Genomic DNA, 15552 nt, shown 5'->3' on the forward strand with positions numbered 1-15552 from the left:
ATGGACCGCTTGACGCCATGCCCGCTTGCGTTGGTCAGGCTGAAGAGTTGCCGATGGCTCAGCTCAACAATTCGGAAAATGCCTTGTCGGCTTCAAGCACTGCCGGCAACCCGGCAAACAGCGCGTCCAGATCAATGCCCTCCATCAGCGGCCCGCCTGAGGCCTGCTGCGCCTGAGGCGTCGCGCCGCCGTGGGCCTCCAGCGCATCCGAAATGGTGATGGCCTGGGCAACGATCTTTGGCAGCGGTGCGTCAGCCGGTGCCTTCAGCGGCGTTGCCTGATAGGCGATAGCCTGTTGAATGACCTTGGGCAGATGCCAGCGACTGGCCAGTTCTGCACCGACTTCCGGGTAGCTGAAACCCAGTTGCAGGGTTTCGCCGGCTGCACGTCCTGGTGTCCCGGCCTTGGCGGCGTTGTTCAGGCGTTCGGCGACATCGGGCGCACCGGTCTGGATCAGCAACTCACCGATGTTATGCATCACCCCGCAGGTAAAGGCAATTTCAGGATCGACGCCCGTCTGTTTCGCCAGCATCCGGCAGATGCCGGCCACTTGAAAGCTTTTCAGCCAGAACCCCTTGAGATCAAAGCTCGGCCCGGCCTTGAACGCACCGGTCACTGCCGAGGCCATCACCAGCGTACGCAGCGTATTGAAACCCAGACGCATGGCTGCGTCTTCGATGCTTGAGGATTCCCTCGAGCCGCGAAAGCGCGCCGAGTTGGCCAGGCGCAATACCTTGGCCGCAATCACCGGGTCTTTTTCTATATTGCGGGCAATGCTTTCCAGGTTGGAAGAGGGATTGTCAAATTGCAGCATCAAGTCCTGAGCCACTTTGGGAATACTCGGGAGGCTATGCAAACCGTCAAAAAGTTGCTCGATACTTGGCATGGCGTGGCCATCCTGTGCAGTGCGGGGGATGATTTCAACCATAGCCAGTTTTTCCTGTTCTGCACGCTTGAGTGTCGATTATGGGAAAGACGTCTCGACCCCCGACGAAAAAATAATCAAGGACTCGCGGATCGCGCCGATATGGCGATACAAGCGTCTCTATAAAGTTTCGATGCTCTTGCCTGTCCGTTGATTGACGCCGTGGCAGAGGTCTCGGCTCCGGCCGCTGAGCGGCCTGTGGGTTGTAACGTGAAATAGACGGCACCGTTGTGAAGTTTGATTGGCGATCCAGAGATCGTCCTTATTGGTTTTTTGCCGTGGAAGTCACCGCTATGAAGAGTCTGGGGTTCAGCAAGAAAATCCTTCTTGCCGCTGCATTGATTGTGGTTGTCGCGTTCAGCGTGTTCATTGTCGTCAATGACTATCGCCAGCGTCAGTCACTCAAATCCAGCGTCAAGTCCGAGTTGCAACAACTGGGTACGCTCACCACGCAGAATATTCAGACCTGGCTGGAAAGCCGCATGCAATTGCTGCAGTCGATGTCGCAGCAAATCGCCGCGGATGGCAAGGAACTGCCACAGTTGCAGCGCGCCATCGGCCTGCCTGCCTACAGCGACAGTTTTCAGTTGAGCTACTTTGGCAGCACCGAGGGCGTCATGTTCTCGGTACCATCGGCCAATCGCCCCGCTGATTATGATCCGCGTGCGCGTGGCTGGTACAAGGCGGCACAGAATGCGCCCGGCACCATCGTGACTGAACCCTACATCGCGGCCTCTTCCGGCAAGCTGGTCATGACCATGGCCACACCGGTCAAGTTCCAGAATCAGTTCGTGGGCGTGGCCGGTGCTGATATCGCTCTGGACAACGTCACCAAGATCATCAACTCGCTGAACTTCGATGGCCATGGCTATGCATTTCTGGTCAGTGCCGACGGCAAGATCCTGGTGCACCCGGACAGCAAACTGGTGCTCAAGAACATCAGTGAAGCCTACCCGACCAACACGCCGAAAATTGCCACCGGGGTGACTGAAATCGACTCCGGTAAAAAGCCGGAGATCATTTCCTTCACGCCTGTTCAAGGTGTTTCGACGGCCAACTGGTACGTGGCACTGGTACTTGAGCAGGACTCGGCCTACGCCATGTTGGCCGAGTTCCGTGCTTCGGCCATCACGGCGATGGTGGTTGTGGTGGTGGTAATCATCCTGCTGCTGGGTCTGTTGATTCGGGTGTTGATGCAACCCTTGCATCAGATGGGCCGTGCGATGCGTGATATCGCTGACGGCGAGGGCGATCTGACCAAGCGTCTGGCCATCACTTCGCAAGATGAATTCGGCGAACTGGCCGAGTCGTTCAACCGTTTCGTCGAGCGCATTCACGCCTCGATCCGTGAAGTGGCCTCGACTGCCGCGCAATTGGGCGAGGTTGCCACCCGGGTGGTCAAGGTCTCCAACGCGTCCATGGGCAACTCCGACCAGCAGGCCAACCGCACCGAAAGCGTGGCCGCGGCGATCAACGAATTGGGCGCCGCAGCCCAGGAAATAGCCCAGAATGCGGCGCGCACCTCGCAGCAGTCGAGCGATGCGAGCGGCCTGGCCAGCGACGGTCAGAACGTCGTGCAGCAGACTATCAAGGCGATGAACGAGCTGTCCGGGAAGATCAGCGAGTCGTGCGTGAACATCGAAAGCCTGAATGGCAAGACCGCCAACATCGGGCAGATTCTGGAAGTGATCACCAGTATTTCCCAGCAGACCAACCTGCTGGCGCTCAACGCGGCCATCGAAGCGGCGCGTGCCGGTGAAGCAGGGCGCGGGTTCGCGGTAGTGGCCGACGAGGTGCGCAATCTGGCGCATCGCACTCAGGATTCTGCCCAGCAGGTGCAGACCATGATCGAGGAGCTGCAGGTCGGCGCTCGCGACGCAGTGACCAACATGACCGAGAGCCAGCGTCAGAGCGAGGACAGCGTCGGCATCGCCAACCTTGCCGGCGAGCGTCTGAGCAGCGTGACCCGCCGCATCGAAGAGATCAACGGCATGAACCAGTCGGTTGCGGCGGCAACCGAGGAGCAGACCTCGGTGGTCGAGTCGATCAATGTCGACATCACTCACATCAACACCCTCAATCAGTTGGGCGTCGACAACCTGCGCCAGACCCTGGATGCCTGCAACTCGCTGGAAGAGCAGGCTGCGCGCCTGCAGCAACTGGTAGGCAGCTTCAGGATCTGATCCTGCTGCCTCTGCGCCGCTCCGCAGTACTGGGAGCGGCTGCCTGGCTTCTTTCAGTTCTGACGCTTCGGTGTGGCGATACAGCGGATGACGCTCCCACCGCTGTCCGTTGCCACACCATTGGCGACAAACTGTTATCACTTGGTCACTCGCGGTTCATGAGGCTGCAACAACACAGGTCCAGTTTGGTTGACAACCAAATGCGACCTGTCCCGGGTCGTGCACAGACCGAGAAGCCTCATGAACGAAGCCATTCATGTACAGGGCCTGAACAAGACCTTTTCCCATAAAGGCGCTTTGATTGACCTCGCGTTGTCTATACAACCCGGTGAGATGGTTGCGCTGATTGGCGCTTCCGGGTCGGGCAAGTCAACGCTGCTCCGGCACCTTGCAGGCCTGGCGTGCTGTGATCGCAGCAATGGCGGTCAGGTTCAGGTACTGGGTCGCGAGGTTCAGTCCTCCGGCCGCCTCAACAGCCAGGTGCGACGTCTGCGCGCCGATATCGGCTATATCTTCCAGCAATTCAATCTGGTCAATCGCCTCAGCGTGCTGGACAACGTCCTGCTTGGTTGCCTGGGGCGCATGCCACGCTGGCGCGGCAGTCTGGCGCTGTTCAATAACGAGGAAAAACAGCGCGCAATGGCTGCGCTGGAAAGGGTCGGGCTGGCGGACCTTGCCGCGCAACGGGCCTCGACCCTGTCCGGTGGTCAGCAGCAGCGGGTGGCAATTGCGCGTGCCTTGACCCAGCGTGCCGAAGTGATTCTCGCCGACGAACCTATTGCCTCGCTGGACCCGGAGTCGGCGCGCCGCGTCATGGAAATCCTCGCCGACATCAACCGCAGCGACGGCAAAACAGTCGTGGTGACCCTGCATCAGGTCGATTATGCCGTGCGCTATTGCCCGCGTGCGGTGGCCCTCAAGGCAGGGCGCATTCATTTCGATGGCCTGGCGCAGGACCTCAGCAAACAGTTCCTCAACGACCTCTACGGTGCAGACGCGGACGCGAGTCTGATGATCACCGAACGAAGCCGGCGCGTGCGGCAAAAAGCCCGCCTGACGCTGGCCAAAGTCTGACGTCCTTCCACCATCCCCCACCTGACATTTTCCGGAGAGCCTGCATGTTCAAGCGTATCGGTCGTCTTCTCGCCTCTGCCGCCTTGCTGACTGCCTGCGCGTTGGGCACGGTCCAGGCCGCAGAAGAAAAAGCCATCAATTTCGGCATCATGTCCACCGAGTCCTCGCAAAACCTGAAAAGTATCTGGCAGCCGTTTCTCGATGACATGAGCCGCAAGACCGGTCTCAAAGTCAACGCCACCTTCGCCTCGGACTACGCCGGCCTGATTCAGGGCATGCGCTTCAACAAGGTGGACGTAGCCTGGCTGGGCAACAAGGCGGCGATGGAGGCGGTGGACCGCTCCAACGGCGAAATCTTTGCCCAGACCTCCGCCGCCAATGGTGATGCGGGCTACTGGAGCCTGCTGATCGTACGCAAGGACAGCCCGATCAATAGCGTCGAAGACATGCTCAAGAATGCCAAGAGCCTGACCTTCGGTAACGGTGACCCTAATTCCACTTCAGGCTATCTGGTGCCGGGTTATTACGTGTTCGCGAAAAACCACGTCGATGCGTCCACCGCTTTCAAGCGCACCCTGAACTCCAGTCATGAAGTCAACGCCCTCAGTGTTGCCAAGGGGCAGCTGGACGTTGCGACCTTCAATACCGAAAGCTGGGATCGTCTGGCCGTGACCCAGCCCGACAAGGTCGAGCAACTCAAGGTGATCTGGAAATCGCCGCTGATCCCGGCCGACCCGATTGTCTGGAGCAAGGCGCTGTCGGACCAGGACAAGGCAAAGATCCGTGAATTCTTCACCAGTTATGGCAACACAGATGAAGAGAAGACCGTCCTGAAGAACATGCAGATGGGCAAGTTCCTCAAGTCCAGCGATGACCAGTTGCTGCCCATTCGCCAGCTCGAACTGTTCAAGCAGCGTACCGAAGTGGTGGCCAGCACCACGCTGGATGCCCAGGAGAAAGCCACCCGTCTCAAGGATATCGATGCCAGCCTGAGCAAGTTGCAGGAGCGCATCACCGAGCTGAACCAGAAAACCGCAGGCAGCTCCGCAGGTTGAGCCAGCCGTTCACGATCAGGAGTTCGTCATGACCACTCACGTTGCCTATACCCAGGTTGCGGGCAAACCCAACTGGTCCCGTTATCTGGGCTGGGGTCTGTTGCTCGCTGCACTGGCCTGGGCCTGGCACGGCGCAGAAATGAACCCGATGGCACTGGTTCGCGACTCGTCGAACATGGCGACATTCGCCGCCGATTTCTTTCCGCCGGACTTCCGTGAGTGGCGCAGTTACCTCAAGGAGATGCTGGTGACTATCCAGATTGCCCTGTGGGGTACGGCGCTGGCGATTGTCTGCTCGATACCGCTGGGCATTCTTTGCGCCGAGAACATCACGCCGTGGTGGATTCATCTGCCGTTGCGGCGCTGCATGGACGCTTTTCGTTCGATCAACGAGATGGTTTTCGCGATGTTGTTCGTGGTCGCCGTCGGCCTGGGGCCGTTCGCCGGGGTGCTGGCGCTGTGGATCAGCACCACCGGGGTCCTCGCCAAACTGTTCGCCGAAGCTGTCGAAGCCATAGAGCCCGGACCGGTCGAAGGCGTGCGCGCCACCGGTGCCAGCGCCTTGCAGGAAGTCATCTACGGGGTCATTCCGCAGGTTATGCCGCTGTGGATCTCCTATGCTCTATACCGGTTCGAATCCAATGTGCGCTCGGCAACCGTGGTAGGGATGGTCGGTGCAGGGGGCATCGGGGTTATTCTCTGGGAAAACATTCGCGCCTTTGCGTTCGTCCAGACCAGCGCCGTGCTGCTGGTGATCATCGTTGTGGTAAGCGTCATCGACATCATGTCGCAGCGCCTGCGCAAGCAATTCATCTGACAGAAGAGGGGTGTTCAATGAACACTTTTTTTAACCATGCAGTTGTCTAGACAATACGAGCCGATGTACCTGGAACTGGCCGAGACGTTGCGTGACGAGCTGGCCACGTATCTGCCTGGCGATTACCTGCCCGCCGAGTTTCAGCTGGCCGAACGCTTCAGCGTCAACCGCCACACCATCCGCCGCGCTGTCGACGAGCTGGTCCGCGAGGGCAGTGTGCTGCGCCGCCAGGGCAAGGGCACTCAAGTACTGGAACGCCCGTTGATCTACCCGATGCAGGCTGACAGCGCCTACAGCAAGTCGCTGTCGGCGCAGGGCATCGGGGTCGAGGCCGTGCTGCTGGTGCGTCGCGAATGCCTCGCCACTCAGGAAGATGCGCTGCATCTGGGGCTGGCCGAGCATGCGCCACTGATCGAACTGCAGACCTTGCGCAAGCTGGACGGCCAGGCCGTGAGTCTGATCTGCCATCGCTACAGCGCCCGTTACAGCGAACTGCTGGCTGAGTATCAGGGCGGCTCGGTGCGCCAGTACCTGGCCGAGCGCGAATTGCCGCTGAGCCGTGCACAGAGCCTGATCGGGGCCCGCCTGCCGTCCCGCGGAGAGGCCGGGCTGCTGCTGATGCCTCGGCATATACCTGTGCTGACGGTGTTGACGGTTTCGTGTGACCGCTCGGGGCAGCCTGTAGAGCTTTCGCGCTCGGTCAGCCGTTCCGACCGCTTCCAGTATCAAGTGGCATTCAACGCGATTGCCGACAGCCATATGGCTGGCAACCCAACGACGGACTGACCCCGAGGTGTTCCATGCAAGCATCCCCTGAAACAGCCGCACGTCAGCACTGGATGGGCGTATTGGCGCGCGCCCATGTCGATGAGCCGAGCCGCGAGCGATTGCAGCGTCACGAAGCGGCGTTGCGCGACACCGATTACCAGATGATCCGCGCCCCGGAAATCGGCATGACCCTGGTGCGCGGCCGTATGGGCGGCACCGGTTCAGCCTTCAACCTTGGCGAAATGAGTGTGACGCGCTGTGTGGTGCGTCTGGCCGATGGGCGCACCGGCTACAGCTATCTGGCTGGACGCGACAAGCACCACGCGGAACTGGCGGCGCTGGCCGACGCGCATTTGCAAGGCGCACAGCAGGCCTGGTGGCTGTCCGAACTGATCGAGCCCCTGGCGCGCGCGCAAGCCGAGCGTCGGGCGCACAAGGACGCCGAGGCCGCTGCCACCAAAGTCGAATTCTTTACCCTGGTCCGAGGAGAAGACTGATGAGTGCCGTTCTTTTGCAACCTGCCTTCACCGATCCGGTACTGGATGCCCAGCGCAGTTTTCGCGTCGCCCTCAAGGCGCTGTCCGGGCCGGGGGTGATCCAGAACCTGCCCGCTGCGCACCAGCCGCCGGCCTTGCAGGGCCTGGACAGTGCCACCCACGCCTTGTGCCTGGCGTTGCTGGACCTGGACACGCCAGTGTGGCTGGCACCGGCGTTCGATACCCCGGCGATTCGCGCAAACATTGCCTTTCATTGCGGCAGCCCGATTGTCACGGAGCGGCACGCAGCGCGCTTCGCGTTGCTCGATGCGTCGACGGCCCTGCAACTGCACGATTTCGATACCGGCAATGACCGCTACCCGGATCAATCCTGCACCTTGCTGATCCAGCTGCCTGGCCTGGAAGGCGGGCAGATGCTTGCCTGGAGCGGTCCCGGCATCGAGCGACAAAATTCGGTGGCCCTGCCGCTGGATGAAGGTTTCTGGGCCGCACGTGAAGCGCGCAATGTCTTCCCTTGCGGGCTGGATGTGTTCTTTGTCTCGGGCAATCGATTGCTCGGCTTGCCACGCAGCACCCGCGTGCAGGAGTGTGCCTGATGTACGTCGCAGTCAAGGGTGGCGAACAGGCCATCGATAACGCTCACCGCCTGCTGGCCAGCAGGCGTCGTGGCGACACCGGCATTGCCGAACTCGACGTCGAGCAGATCCGTCAGCAACTGCCGCTGGCGGTTGCACGGGTCATGAGCGAGGGCTCGCTTTACGACCCGCAACTGGCTGCGCTGGCGATCAAGCAGTCGGCGGGCGATCTGATCGAAGCGATCTTCCTGCTGCGCGCCTATCGCACCACGCTGACGCGCTTCTGTGCCAGCGTGCCCATCGACACTTCGCACATGCAACTCAGCCGTCGCCTCTCGGCCACATTCAAGGACGTCCCCGGCGGTCAATTGCTGGGGCCGACCTTCGACTACACCCACCGCTTGCTGGATTTCACCTTGCTGGCCGAAGGCGAGCACCCGGGCCCGGAAGTCACCCCGCACGCCACCCTGGAGCCCTGTCCGCGAGTGCTCGGGTTGCTGGCCAAAGAAGGGCTGATGAAGCCAGAAGTCGACGATGGCGAGCGTGTGGCGGACATCACCCGCGAGCCGTTGGAGTATCCGTCCAGTCGTGCCCAGCGCCTGCAGGCTTTGGCGCGTGGTGATGAAGGGTTCCTGCTGGCGCTAGGTTATTCGACCCAGCGCGGCTATGGCCGCAATCACCCGTTCGCCGGGGAAATTCGCATCGGCGAGGTGGAAGTCTGGATCGAACCTGAAGAGCTGGGCTTCCCGATCGTGATCGGCGACATCGAAGTCACCGAGTGCGAGATGGTCAATCAGTTCGTCGGCTCGGCCAGCGAACCCGCGCAGTTTACCCGCGGTTACGGCCTGGCGTTCGGTAACGCCGAGCGCAAGGCGATGGGCATGGCACTGGTGGACCGCTCGCTGCGCGCCGAGGAATTCAACGAAGAAGTCCGCTCACCGGCCCAGCAGGAAGAGTTCGTGCTCGCGCATTGCGACAACGTGGAAGCGGCGGGTTTCGTCTCGCACCTCAAACTGCCGCATTACGTGGACTTCCAGTCCGAGCTGGAGCTGATCCGCAAGCTGCGCAAGTCTGCACCGAAACCGGAGAGCGACCAATGAGCAATGCACCGATGAACACCGCACAGCAAAGGCATGCACGGGATGAGGCCTACAACTTCGCTTATCTGGACGAGCAGACCAAACGCATGATTCGTCGCGCCTTGCTCAAGGCGGTGGCAATCCCCGGTTATCAGGTGCCGTTTGGCGGTCGCGAAATGCCGCTGCCGTATGGCTGGGGCACTGGCGGGATGCAACTGACCGCCGCAATCCTGGGCGCTGATGATGTGCTCAAGGTCATCGATCAGGGCGCTGACGACACCACCAACGCTGTCTCGATCAGGCGTTTCTTCGCCCGCACGGCCGGCATCGCCACCACCGAGCGCACGCCCGAGGCGACCGTCATCCAGACCCGTCACCGGATCCCGGAAACGCCGCTGCAGGCCGATCAGATCATGGTCTATCAGGTGCCGATTCCCGAGCCGCTGCGTTTCATCGAGCCTTCGGAAACCGAGACCCGGACCATGCACGCGCTGGATGATTACGGCGTCATGCACGTCAAACTCTACGAGGACATCGCGACCTTCGGCCATATCGCTACCAGTTACGCTTACCCGGTGATGGTCGATGAGCGCTACGTGATGGACCCGTCGCCGATTCCCAAATTCGATAACCCCAAGCTGCACATGAGCCCGGCATTGATGCTCTTCGGTGCGGGGCGCGAAAAGCGTCTGTACGCCGTGCCACCGTATACGCAGGTGGTGAGCCTGGACTTTGAAGATCATCCGTTCGAGGTGCAGCGCTGGGAGCAGTGCTGTGCGATCTGCGGTAGTCATGATTCCTTTCTTGATGAGCTGATTCTCGACGATGCCGGCACGCAGAGCTTTGTCTGCTCCGACACCGATTACTGCGCCCAGCGCGTCAAACAGCAGGAGAACGACCGATGATCAGTGCACGTTCATTGGACCCGGCGGGCGAGCACCTTCCCGAGGCTGTGCAGCCGCTGCTCAAGGTGCGCGGCCTGACCCGTCTGTACGGTGTGCAGAAGGGCTGTCAGGACGTCAGTTTCGATCTCTACCCCGGCGAAGTGCTGGGCATCGTCGGCGAGTCCGGCTCGGGGAAATCCACGCTGCTCTCGCTGTTGAGCGGACGTTGCCCGCCGGACCGCGGCAGCATCGACTATCGCAGCAAGGAGGGCGACTGGTTCGACCTGTACAGCGCCAGTGAGGCGCAGCGGCGCACTTTGCTGCGCACCGAGTGGGGCTTTGTCGAACAGAACCCGCGCGATGGCCTGCGCATGGGCGTGTCGGCCGGCGCCAATATCGGCGAACGTCTGATGGCGCAGGGGGTACGCAATTATCAGCAGTTGCGGGGTGCCGCGCTGGACTGGCTGACCCAGGTGGAGATCGATCCGCAGCGCATCGACGACCTGCCGCGGACCTTTTCCGGCGGCATGCAGCAGCGCCTGCAAATCGCCCGCAATCTGGTCTCCAGTCCCAGACTGGTGTTCATGGACGAACCCACTGGCGGGCTTGACGTGTCGGTGCAGGCACGTTTGCTCGATCTGTTGCGCGGGCTGGTGCGCGAGCTGGATCTGGCCGTGGTCATCGTCACCCATGATCTGGCGGTCGCGCGGTTGCTGGCTGACCGGCTGATGGTCATGCGTCGCTCGGAAGTGGTCGAGAGCGGCCTGACCGACCAGATTCTCGATGACCCGCAGCACCCGTATTCGCAACTGCTGGTGTCCTCGGTATTGCAGCCATGAGCGGCACTGTCCGAACAGCCTGTACAGAAGAGGTGAGCCCGATGACAACGTTGATCGAGGTCCGTGACCTGTCGAAAACCTTCACCCTGCATCAGCACAACGGTGTGGTCCTCAATGTGCTGCGCGGCCTGAATTTCTCGGTGCGCGCCGGCGAATGTCTGGTGCTCAGCGGGCAATCCGGCGCGGGCAAAAGCACGCTGCTGCGCACTTTGTACGGCAACTACCTGCCTGCCGCCGGCAGTATTCGCGTGCAGCATGAAGGCGAGTGGACCGAACTGGTCGGCGCAACCCCGCGCCAGGTGCTTGAGGTGCGACGCAAGACGCTCGGCTACGTCAGTCAGTTTTTGCGCGTGATTCCGCGCGTGTCCAGCCTGGACGTGGTCATGGAACCGGCCCTGGCGCGCGGCTGGTCCCGTGAGCAGGCGCAGGAGCGTGCGCAACTGCTGCTGGGCCGGCTGAATATTCCGCAGCGCCTGTGGCCGCTGGCGCCCAGTACGTTTTCCGGTGGCGAACAGCAGCGTATCAACATCGCGCGCGCGTTTATGGTGCCGTGGCCGGTGCTGTTGCTCGACGAACCGACGGCGTCGCTGGACGACGCCAACCGCCGTGTGGTGCTGCAACTGGTCGATGAGGCCAAACAGGCCGGTGCCGCCCTGATCGGTATTTTCCATGACCGCGACGCCCGCGAGGCAGTCGCCAATCGTCAACTCGACATGACCCCGGTGGACCTTACCGCCAAGGAGTTGCTGCAATGCTGAACGAACAGGTTTTCAGTAACGCCCGCGTGGTGACGGCCGAGCAGGTATTCACCGGCACTGTGGTGGTCCGTGACGGCCTGATTGCCGAGGTCGAGAGCGGATGCAGCCAGTTGAGCCAGGCCCAGGACATGCAGGGCGATTACCTGCTGCCGGGGCTGGTGGAATTGCACACCGACAACCTGGAAAAGCACCTGTCGCCGCGTCCGGGTGTCGACTGGCCGTCGATGTCGGCGGTGATCAGCCACGATGCGCAAATCGTCGCGGCGGGCATCACCACGGTATTCGACGCACTGTCGATCGGCGACATCAACCCCAAAGGCAAGCGTATGCAGCAATTGCCCGCCATGCTGCAGGCGATTGCCGACGCCAACGCGGCAGGCCTGACCCGCGCCGAGCACTTGTTGCACCTGCGCTGCGAGGTCAGCCACCCGGATACCTTGAGCGTGTTTCGTGATCTGCTGGACCAGCCGCTGGTGCAACTGGTCTCGGTGATGGACCACGCGCCCGGCCAGCGCCAGTTCGCCCTGGAGTCCAAGTACCGCGAGTACTACATGGGCAAGTACCACATGAACAACGAGGAAATGGACCGTTTCATCGTCGAGCAGGTGGCCAACTCCAACGAGTACGCCGACCGTTACCGGCGTGCGATCGTCGAGCTGTGCCTGGCGCGCGGCTTGTCGATTGCCAGTCACGACGATGCAACCATGGCGCATGTCGAGGAATCGGCGGGCTTCGGCATGAACATCGCCGAGTTCCCGACCACACTCGAAGCGGCCCGTGGCTGTCGGCAACTGGGCATGAGCGTGTTGATGGGCGCACCGAACATCGTGCGCGGCGGCTCGCACTCCGGTAACGTGGCGGCAGCATCGCTGGCCCGTGACGGGTTGCTGGATATTCTGTCCAGCGATTACTACCCGGCCAGTCTGTTGCAGTCTGCATTCATGCTCGCCGCTCAGGACAACGAATGTGACTTGCCGCAGGCGATCAACATGGTCAGCCGCACGCCAGCGGTGGCTGCCGGACTGGCGGATCGCGGTGAAATACGAGTGGGGCTGCGCGCTGATCTGATCCAGGCGCGTGATCATGCCGGCCTGCCGGTTATCGACAAGGTCTGGCGACAAGGCAAGAGGGTGTTTTGATGGTTGGCAGGTTGATCTATCTCATCGGGCCGTCCGGATCAGGCAAGGACAGCCTGCTGGACGCGGCCCGGGATACCCTGGCGCAACGCGATTGCCGGATCGTCCGGCGGGTGATTACCCGTTCCGCCGAAGCGGTGGGCGAGGCTGCCCAGGCGGTGACCGTCGAGCAGTTCGAGCAGATGCGCGAGCGAGGCGCGTTTGCCTTGAGCTGGCAGGCCAATGGTCTGCACTACGGCATTCCCGTCGAGATCGATCAATGGCTGCTGGAAGGCCATGATGTCCTGATCAATGGCTCCCGGGCGCATCTGCAAAAGGCGCAGGCGCGTTATCCCACGCTGCTGGCGGTGTTGCTGACCGTCAATCAGGAGGTGTTGCGCAAGCGCCTGCTGGCGCGTAACCGGGAAAGCCTCGCGGAAATCGAAGAGCGCCTTGCGCGCAACTCGCGCTTTGCCGGAGACCTGCTGGCGAGCAATCCGCAGGTCTTCCCGCTGGATAATTCCGCTGACCTGCAGCAGACCGTTGCCACGCTGCTGGGCTTGCTCGACAAGCGTCACGCATGCGCCTGACCCTGCTGGGCACCGGTGACGCCCGACAGGTGCCGGTCTACGGTTGCCAGTGTGTGGCGTGTACTGCCGCGCTTGCCGACCATGATCTGCGCCGTTTGCCGTGCAGCGCGCTGATCGAATGCGCCGACCAGCGCTGGTTGATCGACAGTGGCCTGAGCGACCTCACCGAGCGTTTCCCGCCGCGCAGCCTGAGCGGGATTCTGCAGACCCACTACCACGCCGACCACGCTCAGGGGCTGTTGCACCTGCGCTGGGGCCAGGGGCTGGTGATTCCGGTCCACGGCCCGGCAGATCCGGAAGGCCTGGCCGACCTCTACAAACACCCCGGTATTCTGGATTTCAGCCAGCCATTCGCGGCTTTCGAACGCCGTGCACTGGGCGCATTGCAGGTCACAGCGCTGCCACTGGCACACTCAAAGCCTACGTTCGGCTACCTGTTGGAAGGCGACGGGCAACGTTTTGCCTACCTGACCGACACCGTCGGCTTGCCCGACGACACCCGCGAGTATCTGCAACGTGCACCGCTTGACCTGCTGGTGCTCGACTGCTCGATGCCGCCACAGCCTCAGCCGCCGCGTAATCACAACGACCTGACGTTGGCGCTGCAAACTATCGATTGGTTACGACCGGGCAGGGCGGTGCTGACGCATGTCGGCCATACGCTGGATGCGTGGTTCATGGAGCACTCCGGGCAGTTGCCGGGCAACGTAGTGGTTGGGCGGGATGCAATGAGGGTGGTCTGAGAGAGGTCTTCACATCGCCCCAATCTCCGGCTTGCCCGTTCTCGACCCGCCATAAATCGGCGGATGCGTGACGATGTGGGTCAGGTCGACTGCCGAGGCCAGCAGCTTCTGCAGGTCGGGACGCGGACGTGACAGGCGTGGATCATTCAGTGTTGCCTGCTCGATCGCCTCGGCGCAGGCAAGCAATTTTGCGTCGCCACGGAATCCGCCGATCATTTGCAGCCCGAACGGCATACCGTTGTGGTCGGTGCCGCAGGGCAGGGACAACGCCGGGTTGGTGGTCAGGGTGATGGTGTAGCACAGCGCCAGCCAGCGATAGTAATTGTCCAGGGGCACGCCGTTGACTTCGCGCAGGTACAGCTCGCTCCAGGGGAAGGGCGAGACTGGCGTGGTGGGCGCGATGATCAGGTCGTAATGCTCGAACTGTTTCTGGAAGCCGCGAAAGATCCGGCTTTGCTCGCCATGCGCCTTGACGCAGTCCTGTAGCGACATCGCGGCGCCCATGTCGAAATTGGCGCGGGTGTTGGGCCCCAACGCATCAGGATCACGGTCGTGAGCGTCCTGCAGCCCGGCGACGAACGCTTCGGCACGCAGTACGTCGAAGGTGCGATGGGCGCTGGTCAGCTTCAGGTCGATGGCTTCGCAGGACTTGAACAGCGATTTCAGGGTGTTGATCTTTTCCCGAAAGACGGCACGGATCCTGTCATCCACAGCACACGCGCCGAAGTCTTCGCTGTAGCCGACACGCAGTTGGCTGAGGTCGATCGGGCGGGGTGCGAACTCGTCAGCGGCGATGACATAACTCAACGGGTCGGACTGCCCCAGCCCGGCGCTGGCGCGCAGTTGCAGCAGGGTATCGGCAACATTGCAGCCCATGGGGCCTACGACTGAAATCGGTGTCCAGCCGAGCTTCTTGCGTTCGCTCGGCACCAGTCCTGGCGAAGGGCGCAGGCCGACGATGCCACACAGCGCTGCGGGAATGCGCAGCGAACCACCGGTGTCCGAGCCGCTGCACAACGGCACCATGTCGACGGCCAGTGCGGCGGCGGATCCGCCCGAAGAACCGCCGGCATTCAGTTCAGGATTGAACGGGTTGCCGGTCGCGCCCCACACCACATTGCGGGTATTGGCTCCTGCGCCCAGTTCGGGCACATTGGTCTTGCCGACCACGATTGCCCCGGCAGCACGCAGGCGCGCAACGAACAGGTTGTCCTGCGCGGGAATGTTGTCGCGAAACAGTTGCGAGCCGTAGGTGGTGAGTACCCCGGCGGTTTCTTCCAGGTCTTTGATGCCGATTGGCAGGCCATGCAGCAGGCCCTGCGGTTGGCCCTGCATGACGGCATGTTCGGCCAGCAGTGCCTCGTCGCGGGCGCGCTCGAAACAGGTCGCGGCGAACGCATTGATCTTCGGGTTCAGGCGTTCAATCCGCTCGATACAGGCGTCCAGCAACTCCACCGGAGAGAGCTGTTTGTTGCCGATCAGCGCACGCAGTTCGGTGGCGGATTTACCGAGCAGCTCGGACGAATTTTGCATGGAGTGTTCCTCACTGGACTGTACAAATCGAACGGGTTATCGCGTCAGGTATCTTGGTCTTGACACGTATTCTGCGCTGCATTTTCGGCGACCATGCTGGCCCCTTTCGTACGGCCA

General features: G+C 61.7%; 16 protein-coding genes and 1 pseudogene. 15 read left to right on the top strand and 2 right to left on the bottom strand.

Features of this window, described 5'->3' with window-relative positions; all coding sequences use genetic code 11:
* Positions 1–58: 58 nt before the first annotated feature.
* Positions 59–886, bottom strand: a complete 828-nt coding sequence (locus tag BLR20_RS02230; protein ID WP_054993043.1) for an HDOD domain-containing protein — start codon at positions 884–886, stop codon at positions 59–61.
* 332 nt (positions 887–1218) lie between these two features.
* On the opposite strand from BLR20_RS02230, the pseudogene BLR20_RS28325 reads away from it, so the two are divergent.
* The 15 genes and pseudogenes from BLR20_RS28325 to phnP all read left to right on the top strand — a co-directional run.
* A pseudogene (locus BLR20_RS28325) lies at positions 1219–2253 on the top strand (HAMP domain-containing protein); the annotation flags it as partial.
* A gap of 90 nt (positions 2254–2343) precedes the next feature.
* A complete protein-coding gene (locus BLR20_RS28330; RefSeq protein ID WP_390175899.1) occupies positions 2344–3108 on the top strand; it encodes a methyl-accepting chemotaxis protein in 765 nt (254 codons plus the stop codon).
* A 240-nt stretch (positions 3109–3348) separates the two neighbouring features.
* Positions 3349–4182 carry a phosphonate ABC transporter ATP-binding protein gene (gene phnC / locus BLR20_RS02240; protein ID WP_010436608.1) on the top strand — a complete coding sequence of 278 codons (834 nt, stop codon included), beginning with the start codon at positions 3349–3351 and terminating at the stop codon, positions 4180–4182.
* Between the two features lie 44 nt (positions 4183–4226).
* The gene (gene phnD / locus BLR20_RS02245; protein WP_010436606.1) at positions 4227–5237 is read left to right on the top strand and encodes a phosphonate ABC transporter substrate-binding protein; all 1011 of its coding nucleotides are present in this window, start codon (positions 4227–4229) and stop codon (positions 5235–5237) included.
* Between the two features lie 28 nt (positions 5238–5265).
* Entirely contained in the window at positions 5266–6054 is a 789-nt protein-coding gene (gene phnE / locus BLR20_RS02250) for a phosphonate ABC transporter, permease protein PhnE (RefSeq protein ID WP_003403611.1), read from the top strand.
* A gap of 36 nt (positions 6055–6090) precedes the next feature.
* On the top strand, positions 6091–6840 hold the full coding sequence (gene phnF, locus BLR20_RS02255; protein ID WP_025991093.1) for a phosphonate metabolism transcriptional regulator PhnF: 750 nt from the start codon (positions 6091–6093) through the stop codon (positions 6838–6840).
* Positions 6841–6854: 14 nt separating this feature from the next.
* Complete coding sequence (phnG, locus tag BLR20_RS02260) at positions 6855–7319, top strand: phosphonate C-P lyase system protein PhnG (RefSeq protein ID WP_010436601.1); 465 nt, start codon at positions 6855–6857, stop codon at positions 7317–7319.
* Positions 7319–7915, top strand: a complete 597-nt coding sequence (gene phnH, locus BLR20_RS02265; protein WP_054992969.1) for a phosphonate C-P lyase system protein PhnH — start codon at positions 7319–7321, stop codon at positions 7913–7915. The genes phnG and phnH overlap by 1 nt, the downstream gene beginning before the upstream one ends.
* Entirely contained in the window at positions 7915–8994 is a 1080-nt protein-coding gene (locus BLR20_RS02270) for a carbon-phosphorus lyase complex subunit (RefSeq protein ID WP_032614664.1), read from the top strand. Before phnH ends, BLR20_RS02270 begins: the two co-directional genes overlap by 1 nt.
* A gap of 11 nt (positions 8995–9005) precedes the next feature.
* The gene (locus tag BLR20_RS02275) at positions 9006–9878 is read left to right on the top strand and encodes an alpha-D-ribose 1-methylphosphonate 5-phosphate C-P-lyase PhnJ (RefSeq protein ID WP_390175900.1); all 873 of its coding nucleotides are present in this window, start codon (positions 9006–9008) and stop codon (positions 9876–9878) included.
* On the top strand, positions 9875–10696 hold the full coding sequence (gene phnK, locus BLR20_RS02280; RefSeq protein WP_010434783.1) for a phosphonate C-P lyase system protein PhnK: 822 nt from the start codon (positions 9875–9877) through the stop codon (positions 10694–10696). Before BLR20_RS02275 ends, phnK begins: the two co-directional genes overlap by 4 nt.
* Before the next feature lie 41 nt (positions 10697–10737).
* Positions 10738–11454, top strand: a complete 717-nt coding sequence (gene phnL, locus BLR20_RS02285) for a phosphonate C-P lyase system protein PhnL (protein WP_010434784.1) — start codon at positions 10738–10740, stop codon at positions 11452–11454.
* Positions 11448–12593 (top strand): alpha-D-ribose 1-methylphosphonate 5-triphosphate diphosphatase, encoded by a 1146-nt coding sequence (locus BLR20_RS02290; RefSeq protein ID WP_010434785.1) that lies wholly within the window; start codon positions 11448–11450, stop codon positions 12591–12593. The genes phnL and BLR20_RS02290 overlap by 7 nt, the downstream gene beginning before the upstream one ends.
* On the top strand, positions 12593–13159 hold the full coding sequence (gene phnN / locus BLR20_RS02295; protein ID WP_003423939.1) for a phosphonate metabolism protein/1,5-bisphosphokinase (PRPP-forming) PhnN: 567 nt from the start codon (positions 12593–12595) through the stop codon (positions 13157–13159). Before BLR20_RS02290 ends, phnN begins: the two co-directional genes overlap by 1 nt.
* Positions 13150–13902, top strand: coding sequence for a phosphonate metabolism protein PhnP (phnP, locus tag BLR20_RS02300; protein WP_074594330.1), 753 nt, complete (start codon positions 13150–13152; stop codon positions 13900–13902). The genes phnN and phnP overlap by 10 nt, the downstream gene beginning before the upstream one ends.
* Before the next feature lie 9 nt (positions 13903–13911).
* Here phnP and BLR20_RS02305 read toward each other — a convergent pair whose 3' ends face one another.
* Positions 13912–15435 (bottom strand): amidase, encoded by a 1524-nt coding sequence (locus BLR20_RS02305; protein ID WP_074594333.1) that lies wholly within the window; start codon positions 15433–15435, stop codon positions 13912–13914.
* Between the last annotated feature and the right edge of the window lie 117 nt (positions 15436–15552).

The sequence above is a fragment of the Pseudomonas congelans genome (assembly GCF_900103225.1).
In the GTDB taxonomy this organism is placed as follows: domain Bacteria; phylum Pseudomonadota; class Gammaproteobacteria; order Pseudomonadales; family Pseudomonadaceae; genus Aquipseudomonas; species Aquipseudomonas congelans.

Bases quoted from the DNA above. Each gene is read 5' to 3' on its own strand.
- BLR20_RS02230 (WP_054993043.1), bottom strand. From the start codon at position 886: ATGCCAAGTATCGAGCAACTTTTTGACGGTTTGCATAGCCTCCCGAGT.
- BLR20_RS28330 (WP_390175899.1), top strand. From the start codon at position 2,344: ATGGGCAACTCCGACCAGCAGGCCAACCGCACCGAAAGCGTGGCCGCG.
- phnC (WP_010436608.1), top strand. From the start codon at position 3,349: ATGAACGAAGCCATTCATGTACAGGGCCTGAACAAGACCTTTTCCCAT.
- phnD (WP_010436606.1), top strand. From the start codon at position 4,227: ATGTTCAAGCGTATCGGTCGTCTTCTCGCCTCTGCCGCCTTGCTGACT.
- phnE (WP_003403611.1), top strand. From the start codon at position 5,266: ATGACCACTCACGTTGCCTATACCCAGGTTGCGGGCAAACCCAACTGG.
- phnF (WP_025991093.1), top strand. From the start codon at position 6,091: ATGCAGTTGTCTAGACAATACGAGCCGATGTACCTGGAACTGGCCGAG.
- phnG (WP_010436601.1), top strand. From the start codon at position 6,855: ATGCAAGCATCCCCTGAAACAGCCGCACGTCAGCACTGGATGGGCGTA.
- phnH (WP_054992969.1), top strand. From the start codon at position 7,319: ATGAGTGCCGTTCTTTTGCAACCTGCCTTCACCGATCCGGTACTGGAT.
- BLR20_RS02270 (WP_032614664.1), top strand. From the start codon at position 7,915: ATGTACGTCGCAGTCAAGGGTGGCGAACAGGCCATCGATAACGCTCAC.
- BLR20_RS02275 (WP_390175900.1), top strand. From the start codon at position 9,006: ATGAACACCGCACAGCAAAGGCATGCACGGGATGAGGCCTACAACTTC.
- phnK (WP_010434783.1), top strand. From the start codon at position 9,875: ATGATCAGTGCACGTTCATTGGACCCGGCGGGCGAGCACCTTCCCGAG.
- phnL (WP_010434784.1), top strand. From the start codon at position 10,738: ATGACAACGTTGATCGAGGTCCGTGACCTGTCGAAAACCTTCACCCTG.
- BLR20_RS02290 (WP_010434785.1), top strand. From the start codon at position 11,448: ATGCTGAACGAACAGGTTTTCAGTAACGCCCGCGTGGTGACGGCCGAG.
- phnN (WP_003423939.1), top strand. From the start codon at position 12,593: ATGGTTGGCAGGTTGATCTATCTCATCGGGCCGTCCGGATCAGGCAAG.
- phnP (WP_074594330.1), top strand. From the start codon at position 13,150: ATGCGCCTGACCCTGCTGGGCACCGGTGACGCCCGACAGGTGCCGGTC.
- BLR20_RS02305 (WP_074594333.1), bottom strand. From the start codon at position 15,435: ATGCAAAATTCGTCCGAGCTGCTCGGTAAATCCGCCACCGAACTGCGT.